General features: G+C 45.0%; 18 protein-coding genes. 12 read left to right on the top strand and 6 right to left on the bottom strand.

Annotation, left to right across the window (positions count from 1 at the left end; translation table 11 throughout):
- The first annotated feature begins 40 nt into the window (after positions 1 to 40).
- Complete coding sequence (locus RTJ53_RS09520; protein WP_312276752.1) at positions 41 to 1,486, top strand: L-serine ammonia-lyase; 1,446 nt, start codon at positions 41 to 43, stop codon at positions 1,484 to 1,486.
- Positions 1,487 to 1,537: 51 nt separating this feature from the next.
- On the opposite strand, the gene RTJ53_RS09525 is transcribed toward RTJ53_RS09520, so the two are convergent.
- The 3 genes from RTJ53_RS09525 to RTJ53_RS09535 all read right to left on the bottom strand — a co-directional run bounded on the left by RTJ53_RS09525 (position 1,538) and on the right by RTJ53_RS09535 (position 5,177).
- The gene (locus RTJ53_RS09525; RefSeq protein ID WP_312276753.1) at positions 1,538 to 3,082 is read right to left on the bottom strand and encodes a pyridoxal phosphate-dependent decarboxylase family protein; all 1,545 of its coding nucleotides are present in this window, start codon (positions 3,080 to 3,082) and stop codon (positions 1,538 to 1,540) included.
- Positions 3,083 to 3,159: 77 nt separating this feature from the next.
- Positions 3,160 to 3,729, bottom strand: a complete 570-nt coding sequence (locus RTJ53_RS09530) for a nucleotidyltransferase family protein (protein ID WP_312276754.1) — start codon at positions 3,727 to 3,729, stop codon at positions 3,160 to 3,162.
- A gap of 83 nt (positions 3,730 to 3,812) precedes the next feature.
- Complete coding sequence (locus RTJ53_RS09535; RefSeq protein ID WP_144918652.1) at positions 3,813 to 5,177, bottom strand: diaminobutyrate--2-oxoglutarate transaminase; 1,365 nt, start codon at positions 5,175 to 5,177, stop codon at positions 3,813 to 3,815.
- A gap of 792 nt (positions 5,178 to 5,969) precedes the next feature.
- Here RTJ53_RS09535 and RTJ53_RS09540 point away from each other — a divergent pair.
- From RTJ53_RS09540 to RTJ53_RS09590, 11 genes are all read left to right on the top strand, one after another.
- On the top strand, positions 5,970 to 6,575 hold the full coding sequence (locus RTJ53_RS09540) for a 2Fe-2S iron-sulfur cluster-binding protein (RefSeq protein ID WP_312276755.1): 606 nt from the start codon (positions 5,970 to 5,972) through the stop codon (positions 6,573 to 6,575).
- The gene (locus RTJ53_RS09545; RefSeq protein ID WP_312276756.1) at positions 6,572 to 7,615 is read left to right on the top strand and encodes an FAD binding domain-containing protein; all 1,044 of its coding nucleotides are present in this window, start codon (positions 6,572 to 6,574) and stop codon (positions 7,613 to 7,615) included. Before RTJ53_RS09540 ends, RTJ53_RS09545 begins: the two co-directional genes overlap by 4 nt.
- The gene (locus RTJ53_RS09550; RefSeq protein WP_312276757.1) at positions 7,612 to 10,035 is read left to right on the top strand and encodes a molybdopterin cofactor-binding domain-containing protein; all 2,424 of its coding nucleotides are present in this window, start codon (positions 7,612 to 7,614) and stop codon (positions 10,033 to 10,035) included. The genes RTJ53_RS09545 and RTJ53_RS09550 overlap by 4 nt, the downstream gene beginning before the upstream one ends.
- A gap of 21 nt (positions 10,036 to 10,056) precedes the next feature.
- Positions 10,057 to 11,151, top strand: a complete 1,095-nt coding sequence (locus tag RTJ53_RS09555; RefSeq protein ID WP_312276758.1) for an XdhC family protein — start codon at positions 10,057 to 10,059, stop codon at positions 11,149 to 11,151.
- Complete coding sequence (locus RTJ53_RS09560) at positions 11,135 to 11,824, top strand: nucleotidyltransferase family protein (RefSeq protein WP_312276759.1); 690 nt, start codon at positions 11,135 to 11,137, stop codon at positions 11,822 to 11,824. Before RTJ53_RS09555 ends, RTJ53_RS09560 begins: the two co-directional genes overlap by 17 nt.
- A 7-nt stretch (positions 11,825 to 11,831) precedes the next feature.
- On the top strand, positions 11,832 to 13,118 hold the full coding sequence (locus tag RTJ53_RS09565; RefSeq protein WP_312276794.1) for a molybdopterin molybdotransferase MoeA: 1,287 nt from the start codon (positions 11,832 to 11,834) through the stop codon (positions 13,116 to 13,118).
- A 2-nt stretch (positions 13,119 to 13,120) separates the two neighbouring features.
- The gene (gene moaA, locus RTJ53_RS09570; protein ID WP_312276760.1) at positions 13,121 to 14,125 is read left to right on the top strand and encodes a GTP 3',8-cyclase MoaA; all 1,005 of its coding nucleotides are present in this window, start codon (positions 13,121 to 13,123) and stop codon (positions 14,123 to 14,125) included.
- A gap of 128 nt (positions 14,126 to 14,253) precedes the next feature.
- On the top strand, positions 14,254 to 14,751 hold the full coding sequence (gene moaC / locus RTJ53_RS09575) for a cyclic pyranopterin monophosphate synthase MoaC (protein WP_312276761.1): 498 nt from the start codon (positions 14,254 to 14,256) through the stop codon (positions 14,749 to 14,751).
- Positions 14,738 to 15,001 carry a molybdopterin converting factor subunit 1 gene (moaD, locus tag RTJ53_RS09580; protein ID WP_050325208.1) on the top strand — a complete coding sequence of 88 codons (264 nt, stop codon included), beginning with the start codon at positions 14,738 to 14,740 and terminating at the stop codon, positions 14,999 to 15,001. Before moaC ends, moaD begins: the two co-directional genes overlap by 14 nt.
- 37 nt (positions 15,002 to 15,038) lie before the next feature.
- Entirely contained in the window at positions 15,039 to 15,530 is a 492-nt protein-coding gene (locus tag RTJ53_RS09585; RefSeq protein ID WP_312276762.1) for a molybdenum cofactor biosynthesis protein MoaE, read from the top strand.
- Between the two features lie 42 nt (positions 15,531 to 15,572).
- Complete coding sequence (locus RTJ53_RS09590) at positions 15,573 to 16,310, top strand: sulfite exporter TauE/SafE family protein (protein WP_312276763.1); 738 nt, start codon at positions 15,573 to 15,575, stop codon at positions 16,308 to 16,310.
- Positions 16,311 to 16,569: 259 nt separating this feature from the next.
- Here RTJ53_RS09590 and RTJ53_RS09595 read toward each other — a convergent pair whose 3' ends face one another.
- Genes RTJ53_RS09595 through RTJ53_RS09605 form a run of 3 tightly spaced genes read right to left on the bottom strand, consistent with a single transcriptional unit; the run spans position 16,570 to position 17,868 of the window.
- Positions 16,570 to 17,016, bottom strand: a complete 447-nt coding sequence (locus RTJ53_RS09595; protein ID WP_224053191.1) for a chemotaxis protein CheX — start codon at positions 17,014 to 17,016, stop codon at positions 16,570 to 16,572.
- Positions 17,017 to 17,057: 41 nt separating this feature from the next.
- On the bottom strand, positions 17,058 to 17,504 hold the full coding sequence (locus RTJ53_RS09600; RefSeq protein ID WP_312276764.1) for a chemotaxis protein CheX: 447 nt from the start codon (positions 17,502 to 17,504) through the stop codon (positions 17,058 to 17,060).
- 1 nt (position 17,505) lies between these two features.
- Entirely contained in the window at positions 17,506 to 17,868 is a 363-nt protein-coding gene (locus tag RTJ53_RS09605; RefSeq protein WP_224053192.1) for a response regulator, read from the bottom strand.
- Positions 17,869 to 17,873 lie beyond the last annotated feature (5 nt).

Raw genomic sequence — 17,873 nt, forward strand, 5'->3', positions numbered from 1 at the left:
TAATTGAATTTTTCAACTGATTGGCATATAGGATTTATCAGTGATCAGTATTTTTGATTTATTTAAGATTGGGATTGGACCTTCAAGTTCGCATACGGTCGGACCGATGAAAGCGGCGAATCTGTTCGTTAGCGCATTATCACAGCAGCAGCTACTAACGCAAGTGGAAAGGGTGCAAGTCGAGCTGTTTGGTTCGCTCGGTGCGACCGGTAAAGGGCACGGTAGTGATATAGCGGTGATGCTAGGTTTGATGGGAGAACAGCCACAGACGACGGATGTCGCCGCTATTTCACAAAAAATTGCCGATATCCAAGCGCAAAACACGCTGTGTCTAAATCAGCAGCATGAGATTAACTTTGTTGCTGACAAAGATTTAATCCTAAATGGTAGGGTATCGCTGCCCCATCATCCCAATGCTTTGACTATCACTGCTTTTACAGGGAATGAAATTGTTTACCAAAATACTTATTATTCAATCGGCGGCGGGTTTGTGCAGACCGAGCAAGAAGCCCAAGCAAAAGAACCGGTAATTGAAAGCGTCAAAAAACCGGTACCTTATCCCTTTAACAATGCCAAAGAATTATTACAAATTTGCCAACACCATCAACTCTCAATCGCCCAAGTCGTTCGAGCCAATGAACTTGCTAACTTGAGTGAAGATGAGCTGGTGGGTGGACTTAATGACATTTGGCAAGTCATGCAAGACTGTGTCAATGATGGTTGTCGCCACGATGGTATTTTGCCAGGGGGCTTACAAGTACAGCGCCGCGCCAAGGCGATTTATCAGCAGTTATCCGCTGCCGATAGCCGAAAAGCATTTAATGATGCCCTTGCCGTGATGGATTGGGTGAATCTGTATGCGTTGGCAGTTAATGAAGAAAACGCCAGTGGCGGACGTGTGGTGACTGCACCCACCAATGGTGCGGCAGGCGTGATACCTGCGGTCATGCATTATTATCGAGATTTTTGTCCAAGTTATACGCTGCAAGGTTTACATGATTTTCTGCTAACCGCTGCGGCGATTGGTATCATTATCAAAGAAAATGCCAGCATCTCAGGCGCAGAAGTGGGCTGTCAAGGGGAAGTCGGATCGGCGTGTGCGATGGCGGCGGCAGGGTTAACCTATGTGCTTGGCGGTAGTCCTGCGCAATGTGCCAATGCTGCCGAAATTGGCATCGAACATCACCTTGGCATGACGTGTGACCCGATTGCGGGGTTGGTGCAAGTGCCTTGTATCGAACGCAATGCCATGGCGGCAGTAAAAGCGATTAATGCCTCAAGGCTTGCGCTTAAAGGCAATGGGCAGCATGTGGTATCGCTTGATAAAGCCATCAAAACCATGAAAGAGACAGGCAGAGATATGATGTCAAAATATAAAGAAACCGCAATGGGCGGGCTTGCTATCAATGTCCTAGATGAGGATTTTGCCACCCAGTCAAATCTGATTCCGACGCTGGATGTAACGGTCAATTACAGTCAGTGTTAGTGCTACAATAAAAAAAACCGATTCGCCAAGGAATCGGTTTTTTTGTGCTTATCAATCAATCGCAGGCTGATAATCCCCTGTGAGAATACGGCCTTTGATGTCATCGGCTTGCGCCAACACTTGAGCCAATAAGGCTTTGACATTGTCAAGCGTGGCGATGGGGCTTAACGTAGTCATTTTAAGCGATTGCACATCTTGGTGAGCATCAATCACACGCGTCACGCCGATATTGGCTTCACCTTTGGCAAATAGCTCATCGGCGACATTTTGGTTTAAGCTATCAATTAACTCAGCAGGGTAGTCTTTGGGTACCACGCGAAATAGCACGGAGGCAAACTGTGGCTCTACCAACAATTCAAGTCCATCAGTCGCTTTGATGTAATCAGCGACTTCGCGGGTCAAATCAACGCCATGGTCAATCATCGAGCCGTATAATTCTTCGCCCAAGGCTTCCACCGTCAGCCATAATTTTAGCGCATCAAAACGGCGCGTGGTCTGTAGCGACTTAGAGACTAGGTTAGGTACGCCATGTTCTTCGTCATATGCAGAGTTTAAATACTCAGCTTCATAATGCATGAAGCGATAGTTGGCTTCATCTTTGAGCAAAAATGCCCCGCAAGAGATGCTTTGGAAATAATGTTTGTGGAAGTCGAGGGTGATAGAGTCGGCTTGCTCAATGCCTGCAAGTTTATCGCGGTAGTTATTCGATAAGATCAGCGCACCGCCCCAAGCGGCATCAATATGAAGCCATGCACCGTACTCATGAGTAAGCTTACGAATCGCAGGGATTGGGTCAATCGCGCCCGCGTCGGTGGTGCCTGCAGTAGCGACCACACAGGCGATGATTTTGCCTTCGGCTTTCAATTGCGCCATGGTTCGTGCAAGTGCGTCAACATCCATCTGCGCTTGGTCATTGACTGGCACAGTGACCACCGATTGGAAACCCATGCCCATCATTGCCATGTTTTTTTGCACGCTAAAATGCGCGTTTTCTGAGCAGATGACTTTCACTTTTTGCATGGCATCGGCTGGGATACCGTCACGCTGTACTGACCATTCAGACCCATCGTCATTTTTATAGTTTTTAGCGATACACCAATCACGGGCGAGTAACACGCCCATCAAGTTGGATTGGGTGCCCCCTGAGGTGAATACGCCCGCTTGTCCACTACCAAAACCGACTTTTTGACGTAGCCAGTCGATAAGCTGTACTTCCATCAGTGAGCCTGCTGGGCTTTGATCCCAAGAGTCCATCGATTGGTTGGTGGCATTTATCAGCACTTCGGCGATTTGACTGGTCACCATCGTTGGGCAGTGTAAGTGAGCGAGCGAATGGGGGTGATGCACCTTTAAGCTTTTATTAAGGAATAATTCGACTGAACGTTTTAATGCTTCTTCTAAGCCTAAACCTTCTTTAGAAGGTTGAAAAGCAATCTCAGCGCGCAGCTGCTTGATACTACCGCCGGTATACATTTTGTCATTTTTAAGCCAATCGGTGACGGCTTGTATAGCGGTGTTCATGTTTTTTTGGTAATCGGCAATGGATTGGCTGTCATTACAAAATAACGCTTGGCGGTGCTGTGATAAGTTTGACATGGTAAGTCCTTGCATTCTTTAAGATAGAGTTAAATATAAATTGTCATTAAACAGAGTGATATGAGCAAATGGTTAGTTTATTTTACAAAACTACGCTTATACAGTTGATGATTTACAATATTGGCTTTGGCATCGTTTTTATCCCAAATTTGCAATTCCCACGGATAATAAAAATTGCTCGCATTTTTAAAATACACATGCACACCGATATACCCGTCGATATCACGTAAATACCAATTTTTTAAACTGTAATCTGTTTTCCAATCATCCAGTTTTTCCATGATGTCTGTCACATCAGCCGATGGCAAAATTATCCGAGCACCAAAAATATCATTTAAGATATTATTGACTGGGTACTGGTTTTCTCGTGCCAAATAGCGATTGACTTTGTCATAGATACTTTCAGCCGTTTTAACACGGTAAAAAAAATCGATATTTTGGGTATCGGCAAATGCCAAATAATCATTGATCGCTTCATGCAAATTAAGCCGATATGACAAAATAGGCTCAATAGGGACGGTTTTGAGCGTATGTGATAGATTGATTTTTTGTACCTTGCCTGTTTCAAAATAATCTTGCGAATACTCACCATGAATCCGATTGATTTCTCGAATCAGGCGTTCGGTCTTGGCGATATTGGTTTCCATATTTTACTCAAAATAAAATAAACAGATAATAAAAACGGCAAAGCCACGTCAGTAACTTTACCGTCTTGATAGGCAATAATCAATTACCCACGTACTTTTTGCACGGCTTCAGCCACTGCCTTTTTAAAGCGTTCAAGCACCGCATCACATTCTTCTTGAGTGATGTTAATCGGGCAAAGCAAGCGAATCACTGTACCACCACGACCGCCTTTTTCCAGCAGTAACTTATTGTCAAAACACGCTCTTTGAATCGCATTTGCCATGTCAATATCAGCAGGATACGAGCCGATACGGTCAGCAGGTTTACGCTCATCGACAATCTCAATACCCGTCATCAAGCCGCGACCGCGCACGTTACCGATACAAGGAAATTCTTGGGCGATTTTTTTGAGTTCATCGCGCAAGAATTCACCACGGATACGCGCATTTTCTGCCAAGTTTTTGCTGCGGATTTCATCCAATACTTGAATCGATGCCGCCATCGCTAGCTGATTGCCACGGAAAGTACCAGTGTGACCGGCTGGCGCCCATGCGTCGAATTTTTTGTTGATGGCAAGTACGCATAGAGGCAAACCACCCCCGACCGCTTTACTCATCACCACCACGTCAGGCACGATGTCGGCATGTTCGAAGGCAAACATTTTGCCTGAGCGCGCAAACCCAGCTTGCACTTCATCCAAAATCAATACGATATCGTGCTTAGCGGTCACTTCACGGATTTTTTGTAGCCATTTTTTGGGCGCAGGGACGACACCGCCTTCCCCTTGAATCGCTTCTAGGATGACCGCTGCAGGTTTGACCACACCGCTTTCAACATCTTCAATAAAGTTTTCAAAGTAGTAAGTCAGCGCATCCACGCCCGCTTCACCACCAAGCCCAAGTGGGCAGCGGTATTCATGCGGATAGGGCATAAACTGTACCCCTGGCATCAAATTGCCCACTTTCTCTTTGGCAGACAAATTGCCAGTCATGGCAAGCGCGCCATGGGTCATACCGTGATAACCACCGCTAAATGCGATAACGTTGTCACGCCCTGTATAAGTTTTTGCTAATTTAATCGCCGCTTCTGTACCGTCAGCACCAGTCGGACCGCAAAATTGCAATACAAAATCTTTTGGAAAAAAAGACAGCAATGATTCGGTAAATGCATCTTTGACAGGGGTGGTGATATCTAGAGTGTGCAGGGGCAGACCACTTTCTAACACATCGTATAAGGCTTGTTTGACGGCTGGGTGATTGTGACCCAAGGCTAATGTACCAGCACCGGCTAGGCAATCAAGGTAATCATTGCCTTCAACATCGGTGACCCAAATACCTTGGGCTTTAGCAATAGCTAGCGGTAGTTTGCGGGGATAACTACGAACATTAGATTCCATCGTGTTTTGACGAGTTAAGTAATATTCGTTAGTGGCATGAGAAATAGGGTGTACAGGGGTGTGAACGCTCATATCGGATTACCATCTCAGATAAGGGTTTAAGAAAATTTGCTTGTGGCTATCTTTCTCGAACTTGTGAATAAAATATCAGTCAGGATGACTGACACCAAAACAAAAACGTTATACCGCAAAACCCCAAAATGCCATGACACTGCACCCAAGACCTAACAATATAACGTTCAAAATTTATGGGGGCATAATACCCTTTTTTTGTGAAAAATAAAGTCTTTTTTGCAAAAAATCGCATGAATCCTCCAAAGTGATAACACAGCGGCGTATTTTGCGATGACAGAGGCAAAAAATCATGGCAAGCGGTGAGCAATGAGCGGCACAAAACTACGAAGCAATGTAGAAATTCTAACAATCGTTGACAGTCAATGCAGTTTATCAAAACGATTCAATCACTATCTCAATAAAAAATTACTTAGTTAATACCATGTTAATGAATTATTTGCTACAAAATAGTCAAGTGTCAGCACGCCTAATAATATCCAAGCTTACACCATCAAAATTTTATAAAAGCTAAATACTGCTGATTGAGAGCTTTACACGAATAAACATACAAAAGCTGATTAAAAAAATATAATCGATTATCTGGCAAAAAACTAGTAAAGAAATTACCAAAATAAACTGCCAAAAAAACGGGATGGGTACATACGCAAAAATGACAAACCCTCCTAATGTTACCAGCATGCTTGCATAGGCAAAGCGTAGCGAATTTTTAGAAACTATTTTAATAACAGGCGTCAATCCTAGATAACACACTTAAAATAAACCCATAACAACTAGACGAGAAGCAACTTTATGCCACAATCCTTAACACTTACTATCAATCAGCAACAACACACGTTGACGGATCTAGATGTACGCACCACGGTGCTGGATGTCTGTCGCAATCATCTTGGCTTGACAGGCAGCAAAAAAGGCTGTGACCATGGTCAGTGTGGCGCGTGTACCATGCTGATTAACGGTCAGCGGGTCAACAGCTGTCTGACCCTGGCAGTCATGCACGAAGGCGATAGCATCGAAACCATTGAAGGTATTGGCTCACCTGAGGCGCTTGACCCGATTCAACAAGCGTTTTTGGAACATGATGCCTTTCAATGTGGCTATTGTACCCCTGGGCAGATTTGCTCCACCAAAGCGATGATTGAAGAGCTACGCCAAAACTGGGCAAGTCATGTGTCGGCGGATTTGATGCAACCTTTATCAAGCGATACAGCACAATTTAAACAACAATTAGACAAAGAAATCTCTGAGCGTATGAGTGGCAATATCTGTCGCTGCTCGGCATACCCCAACATCGTGCGAGCTATTAAACAGGTATTACAAGAAACAGGTTTTTCGGCAGAGACAGATAACGTAACCACTCAGACAGCAGCTACTCAGGCTACAGGAGTGTCGCTATGAAAACTTTTGATTATCAGCGCGCCAACTCGGTGGATGACGCCATCAAAATAGCCACATTAACTGAGGGGCATTTAGCTGAAGCGCAGCGTCCGTTTTTTATCGCTGGGGGTACCAATTTACTTGACTTGATGAAACTCGAAATCGAACAGCCAACACAACTGATTGATATTTCACGCTTGCCGCTTAATACAATTGAAGCCACGCCAGAAGGTGGGTTAAAAATTGGCGCTATGGTCAGTAATAGTGAATTAGCGGCTCACCCTGTTATTCGTCAAGATTATGCCGTGCTTGCTCGTGCCTTGTTGTCGGGTGCATCGCCGCAACTGCGTAACAAAGCCAGTACCGGTGGCAATCTGCTACAGCGCACCCGTTGTTACTATTTTTATCAGCCCGATAGTCCGTGTAATAAGCGTGAGCCTAATTCTGGCTGCGGGGCAAAAGCAGGTCTTCATCAGAACTTAGCAATTTTAGGCACGAGCGAGCAGTGTATTGCCACCCATCCATCAGACATGGCGGTGGCAATGCGGTTACTCGATGCCGTCATTGTTATCCAGCAAGCCGATGGACAAACCCGCCAAGTGCCTATCGCTGAATTTTATCGCTTACCTGAGCAAACCCCCCATATTGAAACTTGCTTAAATCTAGGTGATTTGATTACCCATATTATTCTACCGCCACCCTTAAAAGGCGTGCATAGCTATGACAAAGTGCGTGACCGTGCGTCCTATGCCTTTGCTTTGGTGTCCGTCGCTGCCGTGATTGAGCATGATAATGATACACTCACCAATGTGCGACTAGCATTTGGCGGTATTGGTAGTCAGCCGTGGCGAAATACCGACATTGAAAAAATACTGATCGGTAGCACGGGCGATGCGGTGAGTATTGAGCTTGCGGTGGCGACCCTATTCAAAGAAGCAAAAACCGATGAACAAACCGAGTACAAGACCGTGCTAGTACAGCGTCTTTTACACCATGTTGTGCAGCGGGCGTTACAACAACCCAATCAATCAAGTCCTTTAAGTAGTGGAGTGAGTGCATGAGCCTAACACAAATTTTTGGCGAATCGCCCCTTGAAAAAAAACTAACCATGGACAAGCCTGTCGAGTCACGGCTAGATACAACCGATAGCAAACTCGTTGGCAAACCACTGAGCCGTATCGAAGGACACCTAAAAGTCGCAGGCAAAGCCACCTATACTGCTGAACACCAATTTGACGACTTGTGTCACGGTGTCATGGTCGGCGCTACCATCGGTAAAGGCAAGGTAAAAAAAGTACATAAAGATACCGCCTTACAAGTTGCAGGTGTGATTGGGGTGTTTCATGACCCGCTGTTTTTACGCAACCCGCAACAAGGGGGTGTCAAAATGGCACCTGTGCAAGGGGCAAGTGAGGTTTTTTATCATGGACAGCCGATTGCCTTGGTGGTCGCAGAAACCCTAGAAGCGGCTCAAGAAGGCGCGAAGGCGTTACAGATTGATTATGAGAATGATGAAAAACACGGGCATTTTGACTTTAACAAGCAAAAAAAGCATACCCAGTTTATCGATTGGGTAACCGATAAAAGTGATGACATTGGCAAACCTGAAAAAACGCTTGAGCAAGCAGAGGTGAAAGTCGATGTGACTTATACCACGCCAAGCCAAAGTAATATGCCGATGGAACCGCACAGTTCGTTGGCGCGTTGGTTTGAGGGTAAGCTAACCCTTCATACTTCTAACCAAATGCTTGCCTCTTCCAAAATACAACTTGCCAAAGCCTTAGATATACCGGAAGACGATGTCCGTTTGCTATCGCCATATGTTGGTGGCGGGTTTGGCTCAAAACTGGGTATTTCTCCAGAATCGGTGATGGCAGCTATTGCGGCTAAAGACTTAAAGCGCCCCGTACTGGTGAACATGACCCGACCGCAAGTCATGGAAACTACCGTGAGACGCACCAACACCGAGCAACGGGTGGCATTGGGGGCGGATAAAGATGGTAAAATCCATACTATTATTCATAATAGCATTGTCACCAATTTACCTTCAGAAACGTTTTTTGAGCCAGTGGCGGTCTCTACCCACTTTTTGTATGGCGGTGACAATCGCCAAATCAAATACGAAATGGCGCGCATGAATTTTACCTTAACAGGTTCTATGCGTGCCCCTGGCGAAGCGGTGGGTCAGTTGGCACTCGAATGTGCTATGGACGAACTGGCGCATGCACTAAAGCTGTGCCCAATCGAACTGCGAAAACGCAATGAACCTAGCGAAGACCCAAGCAAAAAAATTCCCTACAGCACCCGAAAATTGCTGGCGTGTATGGAGCAAGGGGCAAAAGCCTTTGGGTGGGATAAACGCCCACAAACGCCCGTGAGTCGCCTCGATGGTGATTGGCTGATTGGCTATGGGATGGCATGTGCCGCGCGTAGCAACGAATTAAAACCCTCGCAAGCCCGTGTGAGCCTGTTGCCCTCTGATAAACCGCTTGGGATCTTGGCTCGTATCGAAACTGACATGACCGACATCGGTACAGGTAGCTATACTATTTTTGCACAAGTGGTTGCCGATATGCTGGGCTTACCGATTGACCATGTCGAGGTCAAACTTGGCGATACCGATCTGCCGCCTGCTGCAGGCTCAGGTGGTAGCTGGGGCGCTTCAAGCGCTGGTAGTTCTATTTATCTGGCGTGTGAAGCGCTACGAGAAAAGATTGCCCAGAGTGTGGGACTGCATGCCGATAGCATTGGCTTTAAACAAGGCAATCTATATAGACAATTTGAGCATGACCCTAGCCTAGCTGAAAAAATTGGCGAAAAAATTAACCATACGTTAACAGATACGTTGGATAAACTAGCAGAAAAAACCGGGTTTAATTCTGAGGTCTCTGTGGACCACCAAGATAATGTACTCGATTGGGAACAAGTCGATACCCAGTTACCGCTGAGCATTTTTTTGCAGCAATATGCCCCTCATGGCTTAGTAGCTAATGGTGAAATCGAACCTGGTAAAACCAAAAAAGAGTACCGTCATGCAGGCTATGGCGCACAGTTCGCTGAAGTCGCGGTACACCGGGTAACGGGTGAAATTCGGGTCCGCCGTATGCAAGGCACATTTGCCGCAGGGCGTATCTTAAATGAAAAAACGGCACGCTCGCAGTGCTTTGGTGGTATGGTGTTTGGTATAGGGGCTGCCTTGATGGAGCAAATTCACCATGACAAACGTGACGGTCGTCTATGTAATCACGATTTAGCCGAATATCAAGTGTGTGTGAATGCCGATGTGCCTGACTTACAGGTAATAATGTTACCCGAAACTGACCCCTATGCCAACCCGCTCCACAGCAAAGGCATAGGCGAATTGGCATTATCAGGGGCAGGGGCAGCCATTGCCAATGCGATCTTTAATGCCACAGGGGTTAGAGTACGAGACTATCCCATTACCTTGGACAAACTGCTATACCAGTTGCCATTACTGTAATCGGGTACACTGTCATTTGCTATGAACCATTTGTTTGATATCTTTGATACCCTTGAGCAGTTGCCGCCCAACAGTGAAGCGGTACTAGCCACAGTGGTGAGTGTCGAAGGGTCAGCCTATCGGCAACCTGGCGCTAGAATGTTGATTTTAGCCGATGGTCAATCCATAGGCATGGTGAGTGGCGGTTGTCTTGAAAAGCACTTGGTACAGCGAGCCTTTTGGCTAACGCGAGATGGGGCAACGCTCAAAACCTATCATACTGCAATCGATAGCCAGTTATCAGAAGATGAGGTAGCCGATGACAATGATGAGCAAGAAGGCTTTGGGCTTGGCTGTCAAGGCGTCATTCAAGTATTATTTGAACGTTTGGTTTTGAATGAGCAATCTGTATTATTTGCCTGTTTTCAGCGATTAAAACAGACAAAACAGCCACAAACACTGGCTACAGTTATCACCACAAACTCAGATGAGTTTGTGGTTGGACAGCATCTGCCTTTGACACAGTTGTGGCAATTGGGTCAACAAGATTGGCAATTGGTTAGTCAAGTCGCTGCCAGCCGTAAAAGTCGCTTTATGCTGCATGTTTATCAAAAACAATCGCAACAACTGAGCATCTTTGTAGAAACGCTACAACCACCGCTACAATTATTAATTTTTGGCGCGGGGCAGGATTGTTTACCCTTGATGACCATGGCAAATTTACAAGGCTGGCAGGTGACGGTGATTGATAGTCGTTTGGATGTGATTGCCCGTTATCGCGGGCAGGCTCACGCCAATTTTGTGCAGATTGCCCTTGATGAGGCTAAGTCTGTGCAGACTTTTTTTGAGTCACCGCAGCCGACCGCTGTGGTGATAATGACCCATAGTCTGAGTCAAGACAGAGTATGGCTCAGCCAAGCCTTTAAAGCACAAAATTCGCCTTTTTTTATTGGGCAATTAGGGCCGAAATATCGCACTGAGCAGTTGCTTAGTGAGATTGACGATGGTTATCAACTGGTGAAATCTGCTAATTTTTTCTATCCTGTGGGTTTAGCGCTCGGTGGGGATACGCCCGAATCAGTGGCATTATCTATCACTGCCCAAATTCAACAGGTATATCATGAGCGTCACTCCTAGCAATTTAACCGTGGTGATTTTGGCGGCAGGATTGAGCCAGCGTCTTGGTTTTGCCAAGCAGCTGATTGTAAAAAATCATCAAACCTTGCTGGCTGGAAAAATTCAACTGGCACGCCAATTGCAGCCTTATCAAGTATTGGTGGTTTTGCCAAAACTTGATAACCCAATATCTAAAGCGTTATACAACGAAGTTTCACCATTTGCCGTCACAGTCGTTGATAATCCAACGCCGCAAACAGGTATGGCGCAATCAATTCAGTATGCAATGACAACATTACAACAACAGTCAGTAAATGCTACGATGCGGATTTTGTTCTTGACTGTTGACCAAGTGGCGATAACCCTCGATGATTTGATGCTATTAAGCCAAAATGTTGAGGACCATCAGCTGATTGTGAGTGAATATGGTGATAACAATAAACCAATTTGGGGGATTCCCGTCAATTTACCTTGGGGTTTTTTGCAACAATTTGGGCATCAGTTGCAAGGTGATAAAGGTTTTCGGGCGTTATGGCAACATCAAACCGCTATCGTTTCGCCCACCGACGGTACGGTTTATCAGTTTTATCCGATACCGCTGCCACATTTAAGCCAAGATATTGATACCTTAGAACAATTTGAACAGCTAAAAACAGCCTATCACCTTTTAGCGCCGACCCAACATTTTAATTGAGATAATGATGATTTCTGTCAATGAACTAAAACAAGCGATTAATGAGCGCCTAGAGAACTATTTAACGTCGCCTCTGGGCGAAATAAAGACGATAACAGTGGGTTTATTGGAGGCGCAAAACCACATTTTAGCCCAAGATATTGCCGCATCCTTTGATATTCCCCGCCAAAATCTATCATCCATGGACGGTTTTGCGATTGCTATGGGTAGCTATCTTGATAACGATAGCCAACTTGAAATCATCGGTGAATCGGGGGCAGGCAAGCCTTTTAACGGTCGTTTAAAACCCAATCAGGGCGTGCGAATTTTTACTGGCGCGGTGGTGCCAAATGACTGCGACACGGTAGTGATGCAAGAAGACACCAACCTTGGCGACATTCAGCACAGTTTGGATAACAGCCAAGCCTATCACATTCGCTTGACCCAAACCGCTAAAGTGGGCGCAAATATTCGTAGCCAAGGCGAGGAAGTGCAAGCAGGCGAAACCGTTTTAACGATTGGTAAACGCCTAAACCCCACCGATATCAGCTTACTTGCCAATTTGGGCGTGGATAGCGTGCAGGTATTTCAGCCACTCACGGTTGGCATTATTGCCACCGGTGATGAGCTGGTCGACGTGGGGCAGCCGCTGGCAACGCTTGCCCAAATTTATAATTCAAACACGCCCACGCTAAAAGCGTTATTAAAGCAGTTGCCAATTGCCATTCAAGACTATGGCATTGTCCCTGACAACCTTGAAATCACCCGCCGCACTGTTCAGCACGCGATAGCCGAATGTGATGTGATTATTTCCACGGCGGGCGTATCGGTGGGCGATTATGATTTTTTAACCCAAGTCATTCAGGCGGTTGGCAAAATTCACCATTACAAAGTGGCGATGAAACCAGGTAAACCTTTTATATTTGGGGAATTTGAGCAAGATAAAAAAACGGTCATGTATTTTGGGTTACCCGGCAATCCGCTATCTACCGTGGTATGCTGCCTTAATTTTGTTAAACCTGCGCTGTGGCAACTATCGGGCGTGATACAATCAGATATCCCAAAACCGCTGCAACTGTTTGCTAAAACCACCCACGACATCAACAAGCGAGCAGGACGCCAAGATTATCAGCGAGCGGTTTTTTGCCAAAATGAAGACGGCAGTTTTAGCGTAACGCCTTTATCTGCCCAAGACTCTCACCGTGTAAAACAGCTTAGCCACGCCAATTGCTTGCTTGTATTGCCCCAAGACAATGCAGGGGTAAAAGCAGGCGAAATAGTGACAGTGCAGCCGTTTAGTTGGAATTTTAGCTAACGATGACTCCGCAACATTCTTCATTAAATTTGGTGGACAATTTTCATCGCCAGTTAAGCTATTTACGCCTGTCGATTACCGATTTTTGCAACTTTCGCTGTCATTACTGTCTGCCCGATGGCTATACTGCCAACGCGGGTAAACGCCCTGACAACGAGCTTTCTGTATCCGAAATCGATGTTTTAATACAAGCCTTTGCCAAACTAGGTACCACCAAAGTGCGGCTGACGGGGGGTGAGCCATCGATTCGACAAGATTTACCGCGCATCATCGAACTTGCTAAACACACCCAAGGCATCCAAACAGTGGCGGTTAGCTCCAATGGCTATCGGCTTGCCAAGCATTTATCCGACTGGCAAATGGCAGGGCTAAATCAGCTTAACATCAGTATCGACAGCTTTGACCCCGCCATTTTTAAACAAATCACCGGCTTTGATATATTGCCAACGCTGTTAAAAGACATCGATACATTGCTAGCAACCACCGATATTAAGCTAAAACTCAACGGTATTTTGATGGCAGACACCGCCTTTGATAACTTGCAATCCGTGTTAAGTTTTGTCAAAAATTGCCCTGTCACTTACCGTTTTATTGAGTTTATGCAAACCTCAGATAATAAAGCTTTGTTTTTTGCCCAACATAGCAGTGGTCAGCGTATCAAAGATTTTTTATTACAAAATGGTTGGCAATCCCAACGTCGAGCAAGCGATGCAGGCCCTGCGATTGAATATCGCCATGCCGATTATGTCGGTGGCATTGGGCTCATTGAGCCTTATGCCCCGCAGTTCTGCGACAGTTGCAATCGCCTGCGAGTGAGTAGCCAAGGCAAAGTACATTTGTGTTTGTTTGATAATGGCAGTTATGATGTGCGAGCGTTTTTGGCAAATGGCGATGTCGATGGATTGGTTCATGCCTTGCAAAGCTTAATGCCGATTAAGCCCGAGCATCATTTACTCAAGCAAAATGACAGTGGTATCATGGCGAATTTGTCGATGATTGGTGGTTAATCAATGGCGGGTTTTTTTAAAATATAAAATAGGCAAATTTAAGAAAAATTTACTCATTTAAGCGCAGCTTAATAAGCGTATATATTGATGTAATTTTGTGCCACATTTGAGGGGTGAAAATCCAAAACATGACAACACAATTAACTTCCTTAGCGCTGTCGCATTTAGACGCACGCGGCGATATCGCCATGGTCGATGTGTCCGGCAAAGCGATAACCCAACGCACCGCCACCGCCGTAGGGCAAGTCATTTTCCCTAGCGACAGTTACCAAGTGATCAAATCCGCCGACGGCATCACCAAAAAAGGCTCAATCACCCAGACCGCGCACATCGCAGGGGTCATGGCAAGCAAACGCACCCACGAGCTGATTCCGCTTTGCCACCAGCTGCCACTCGACGGGGTAAAAATCGGCTTTGAGTATGATGATAACAACTGCTCAATCCACGTCACTGCCACCGTCAAAGTCACCCACAAAACAGGCGTGGAAATGGAAGCCTTAACCGCTGTGTCGGTGGCTTGCCTAACGATTTACGACATGACCAAAGCATTATCTCACGACATCACCATCAGAGATATCAAGCTACTCACCAAAACAGGGGGCAAATCCGACTATGCCAACACCTAGCGCGTCTGAGAAAAATTTAGCCATCTTATACTTTGCAAGCCTTGCTGAACAAGCAGGAAAAGACGAAGAAACAATCCGCTTTGACGGTGATAACTTGACCGAGCTTTACCAAACGTTAAGCGCACACTACGGTTTTAAACTCGCCCAAACCAAACTTGCCGTGGCAATCAATCACCATATTACCAACTGGCAAACGCCGCTACAAGATGGCGATATCGTCGCCTTTATTCCGCCTGTAGCAGGCGGTTGAATATCGCATACGCCCTTTAAAAAATATAGAGAAAACCATGAATGCATTGCATAAAGGCTCATCCACCATTAGCATCAGTGAAGACCAAGCCTACCAAACCGTGATTACTAGCGGCTTTGCATTGACTGACCGAGCCATTGACGATAGACGGCTTAAACACGCCTTAATGAGCGATACTTGTGGGGCGTTAGCGACATTTGAAGGCTGGGTACGTAACCACAATAACGCTCGCCCTGTTAGCAAACTCACTTATTATGGCTACGAGCAACTGGCACTCAATCAAGGCAAAAAACTGGTTGAACAAGCCAAAGCCCAGTTTGACATCGAAAACGCCATTGCCATACACCGTGTTGGTGACCTTGCGATTGGTGAGATGGCGGTGTGGATTGGGGTAGTGGCTGCCCACCGTTATCCTGCGTTTGATGCGTGTCGTTGGCTACTGGATGCCATTAAAGCGGATATCCCTGTGTGGAAACAAGAATTTTATGCCGACAGTACTGAGAGTCTTTGGCTTTCTAATAATGGTTAATACATTCTAGTAATGGTGAATAAGAGTAATAGTGAATAAGCAATGACAACTACCGTATTAAGTGTGCTGTTTTTTATTTCTGCCTTGCTCTATTCATCAGTCGGGCATGGCGGCGCATCAGGTTATCTTGCGATGATGGGGTTAGTCGGCGTTGCGCCAAGTATGATGAAACCCACCGCATTATGTCTCAATATTTTGGTGTCAATCATTGCGTTTTGGCGATTTTATTCTGCAAAAAACTTTTCTTGGCAAATTTTTATTCCCCTTGCTATTACCGCGGTGCCGATGGCGTTTATCGGGGGAATGACCCATTTACCCAGTCATTTATATAAGCCGATTGTTGGGATGGTACTGATTTTTTCGGCTATTTATTCATTTATCTTTGCCAAAAAACTCACCAGCGAGCAACCATTAAAACAGGTGTCAAAATGGCTTTTGGCAATCGTGGGGGCGGTTTTGGGGTTGCTGTCGGGATTGACTGGGGTGGGCGGTGGTGTTTTTTTAAGTCCAATTTTATTATTTAACCGTTGGGCAAGCCCTAAAGTTGTCGCGGGCGTAGCGTCCGGGTTTATTTTGGTGAATTCAATTTCAGGCTTGTTTGGCGTGTTATCGACAGGGGCAAAATTGCCAAATCAACTACCAATTTGGCTTGTGGCGGTGTGTGTAGGGGGTTTTATTGGCGCAACTTATGGTAGCAAACGCCTTGCTGACCCCATGCTTAATAAATTATTATCTCTTGTATTAGTCATTGCAGGGCTGAAAATGCTGGCAAATTTTTAACGCTTAGGTAGACCCCAACGGCTGACTCTAGTTAGTACCAACCTAAAAAATGCGAGATGGGGCTCAGTTAATTTGAACCAAGCCCCGACACTTAAACGCTTTTTTTAGCCTACTATATTAGGTGAAATCATGCAAATTCACGTCAATTCTCAGCCAACCTTATCTAAACGGTATTTATTGTTCAACTCGCAAGTGTTCTGATGAAACAAGCTAGTTGAGTGTTCAAGCGGGAATGTCGATCAATCATATAATTTATCAATCAATTCAAAGAAATCCCAATGATGGTTTTATATTTGTCCCAACTTACAGGAATAATATAAGAGCGTCTACCTTTGGGTAAATAATTTTGCGAGGGCGCACCTTCTACAATGATGGGTGGTGAGATAATAAATTCTGATCCAAACTCGCGGCGTGCATTACCTGACACGGTGTTGGCGATTTCACCTACTAAGTCTTTAAGCAATGTAATAGAGGTATCGGGCTCACCCATAATATGTAGAATATTACGTAACATGGGTGTCTCTGAGCTTACATAGACAATACCTTCCATGGGGCCTGTGATATTAATAATACCGCTAAAGTCATAAGCAAGTGGGTTATCGTTGCCATTAATATAGGGGGTATCTACTTCAGCAGCATCGGTATTAATTTGTTTAAAAAAATTAATGACTGAATCAATAAATACCTGTAGTTTTTCAGCTTTCATAAATAATTCAACTTATCTAAATATACGCGTTTTATAAAATTTTACTGCAAATAAACCACAATCGCGGCTTGTTGATCATGCCAGTTTATTGAAATAATCAATGAATGATTATTTTTCGGCAATAGTACCGCGTTAGGTTGTCCGCTAAAAACAAAAGGGACTGAAATATTAAATGCTGGACCAAAATGGTTACGCGCATTACCAGCAATTGTATTAGCAACCTCGCCAACTAAGTCAAACAGGTTACTGTCATTACGGTCAGTCTCTCCCATACTTTGTAGTATCTGTTCAAGCAGCAACTTGGATGCCGTAAAATACACCAAGCCTTGATTGTTGCCACTAATGCCAATCACCCCTGTATAGTCACTAATAATTGGGCTATGATTGACATTGAGATAAGGCGTGTCAATGGTTATGTCACCGTTTTTTAGTTGGTTAAAATAATGGGTGACGCTATCGATAAATATCTGAATATCTTTTTCAACCATATTAGTCACTCACCAATTCATCCAACGCTTCAACAAGTTCTTCCTCTGAGAAGGGTTTACATAAAAACCCACTAGCCCCTAATTCAAGTGCTTTAATCCCAGTTGCTTTATCTGATAGTGCAGATACCACAAGAATTCTTACCCCAGGGTCTAATTCAACAAGCTTTTCTATACATTCAAGCCCGTCCATTTGTGGCATAGTCAAATCCATAGTGATAACTTCTGGTTTATATAACTTGAATTTTTCTACCGCATCATCACCGTTGGTTGCCGTAGCAACCAACGAAAATGTATCAGAGTTGTAAAGGCGTTGAATGCGGTTTCGTATGATATTGGAATCATCGACAATCATTAAGCGATACATATTTT

The organism is Moraxella sp. CTOTU46711 (genome assembly GCF_031975715.1).
GTDB lineage: Bacteria > Pseudomonadota > Gammaproteobacteria > Pseudomonadales > Moraxellaceae > Faucicola.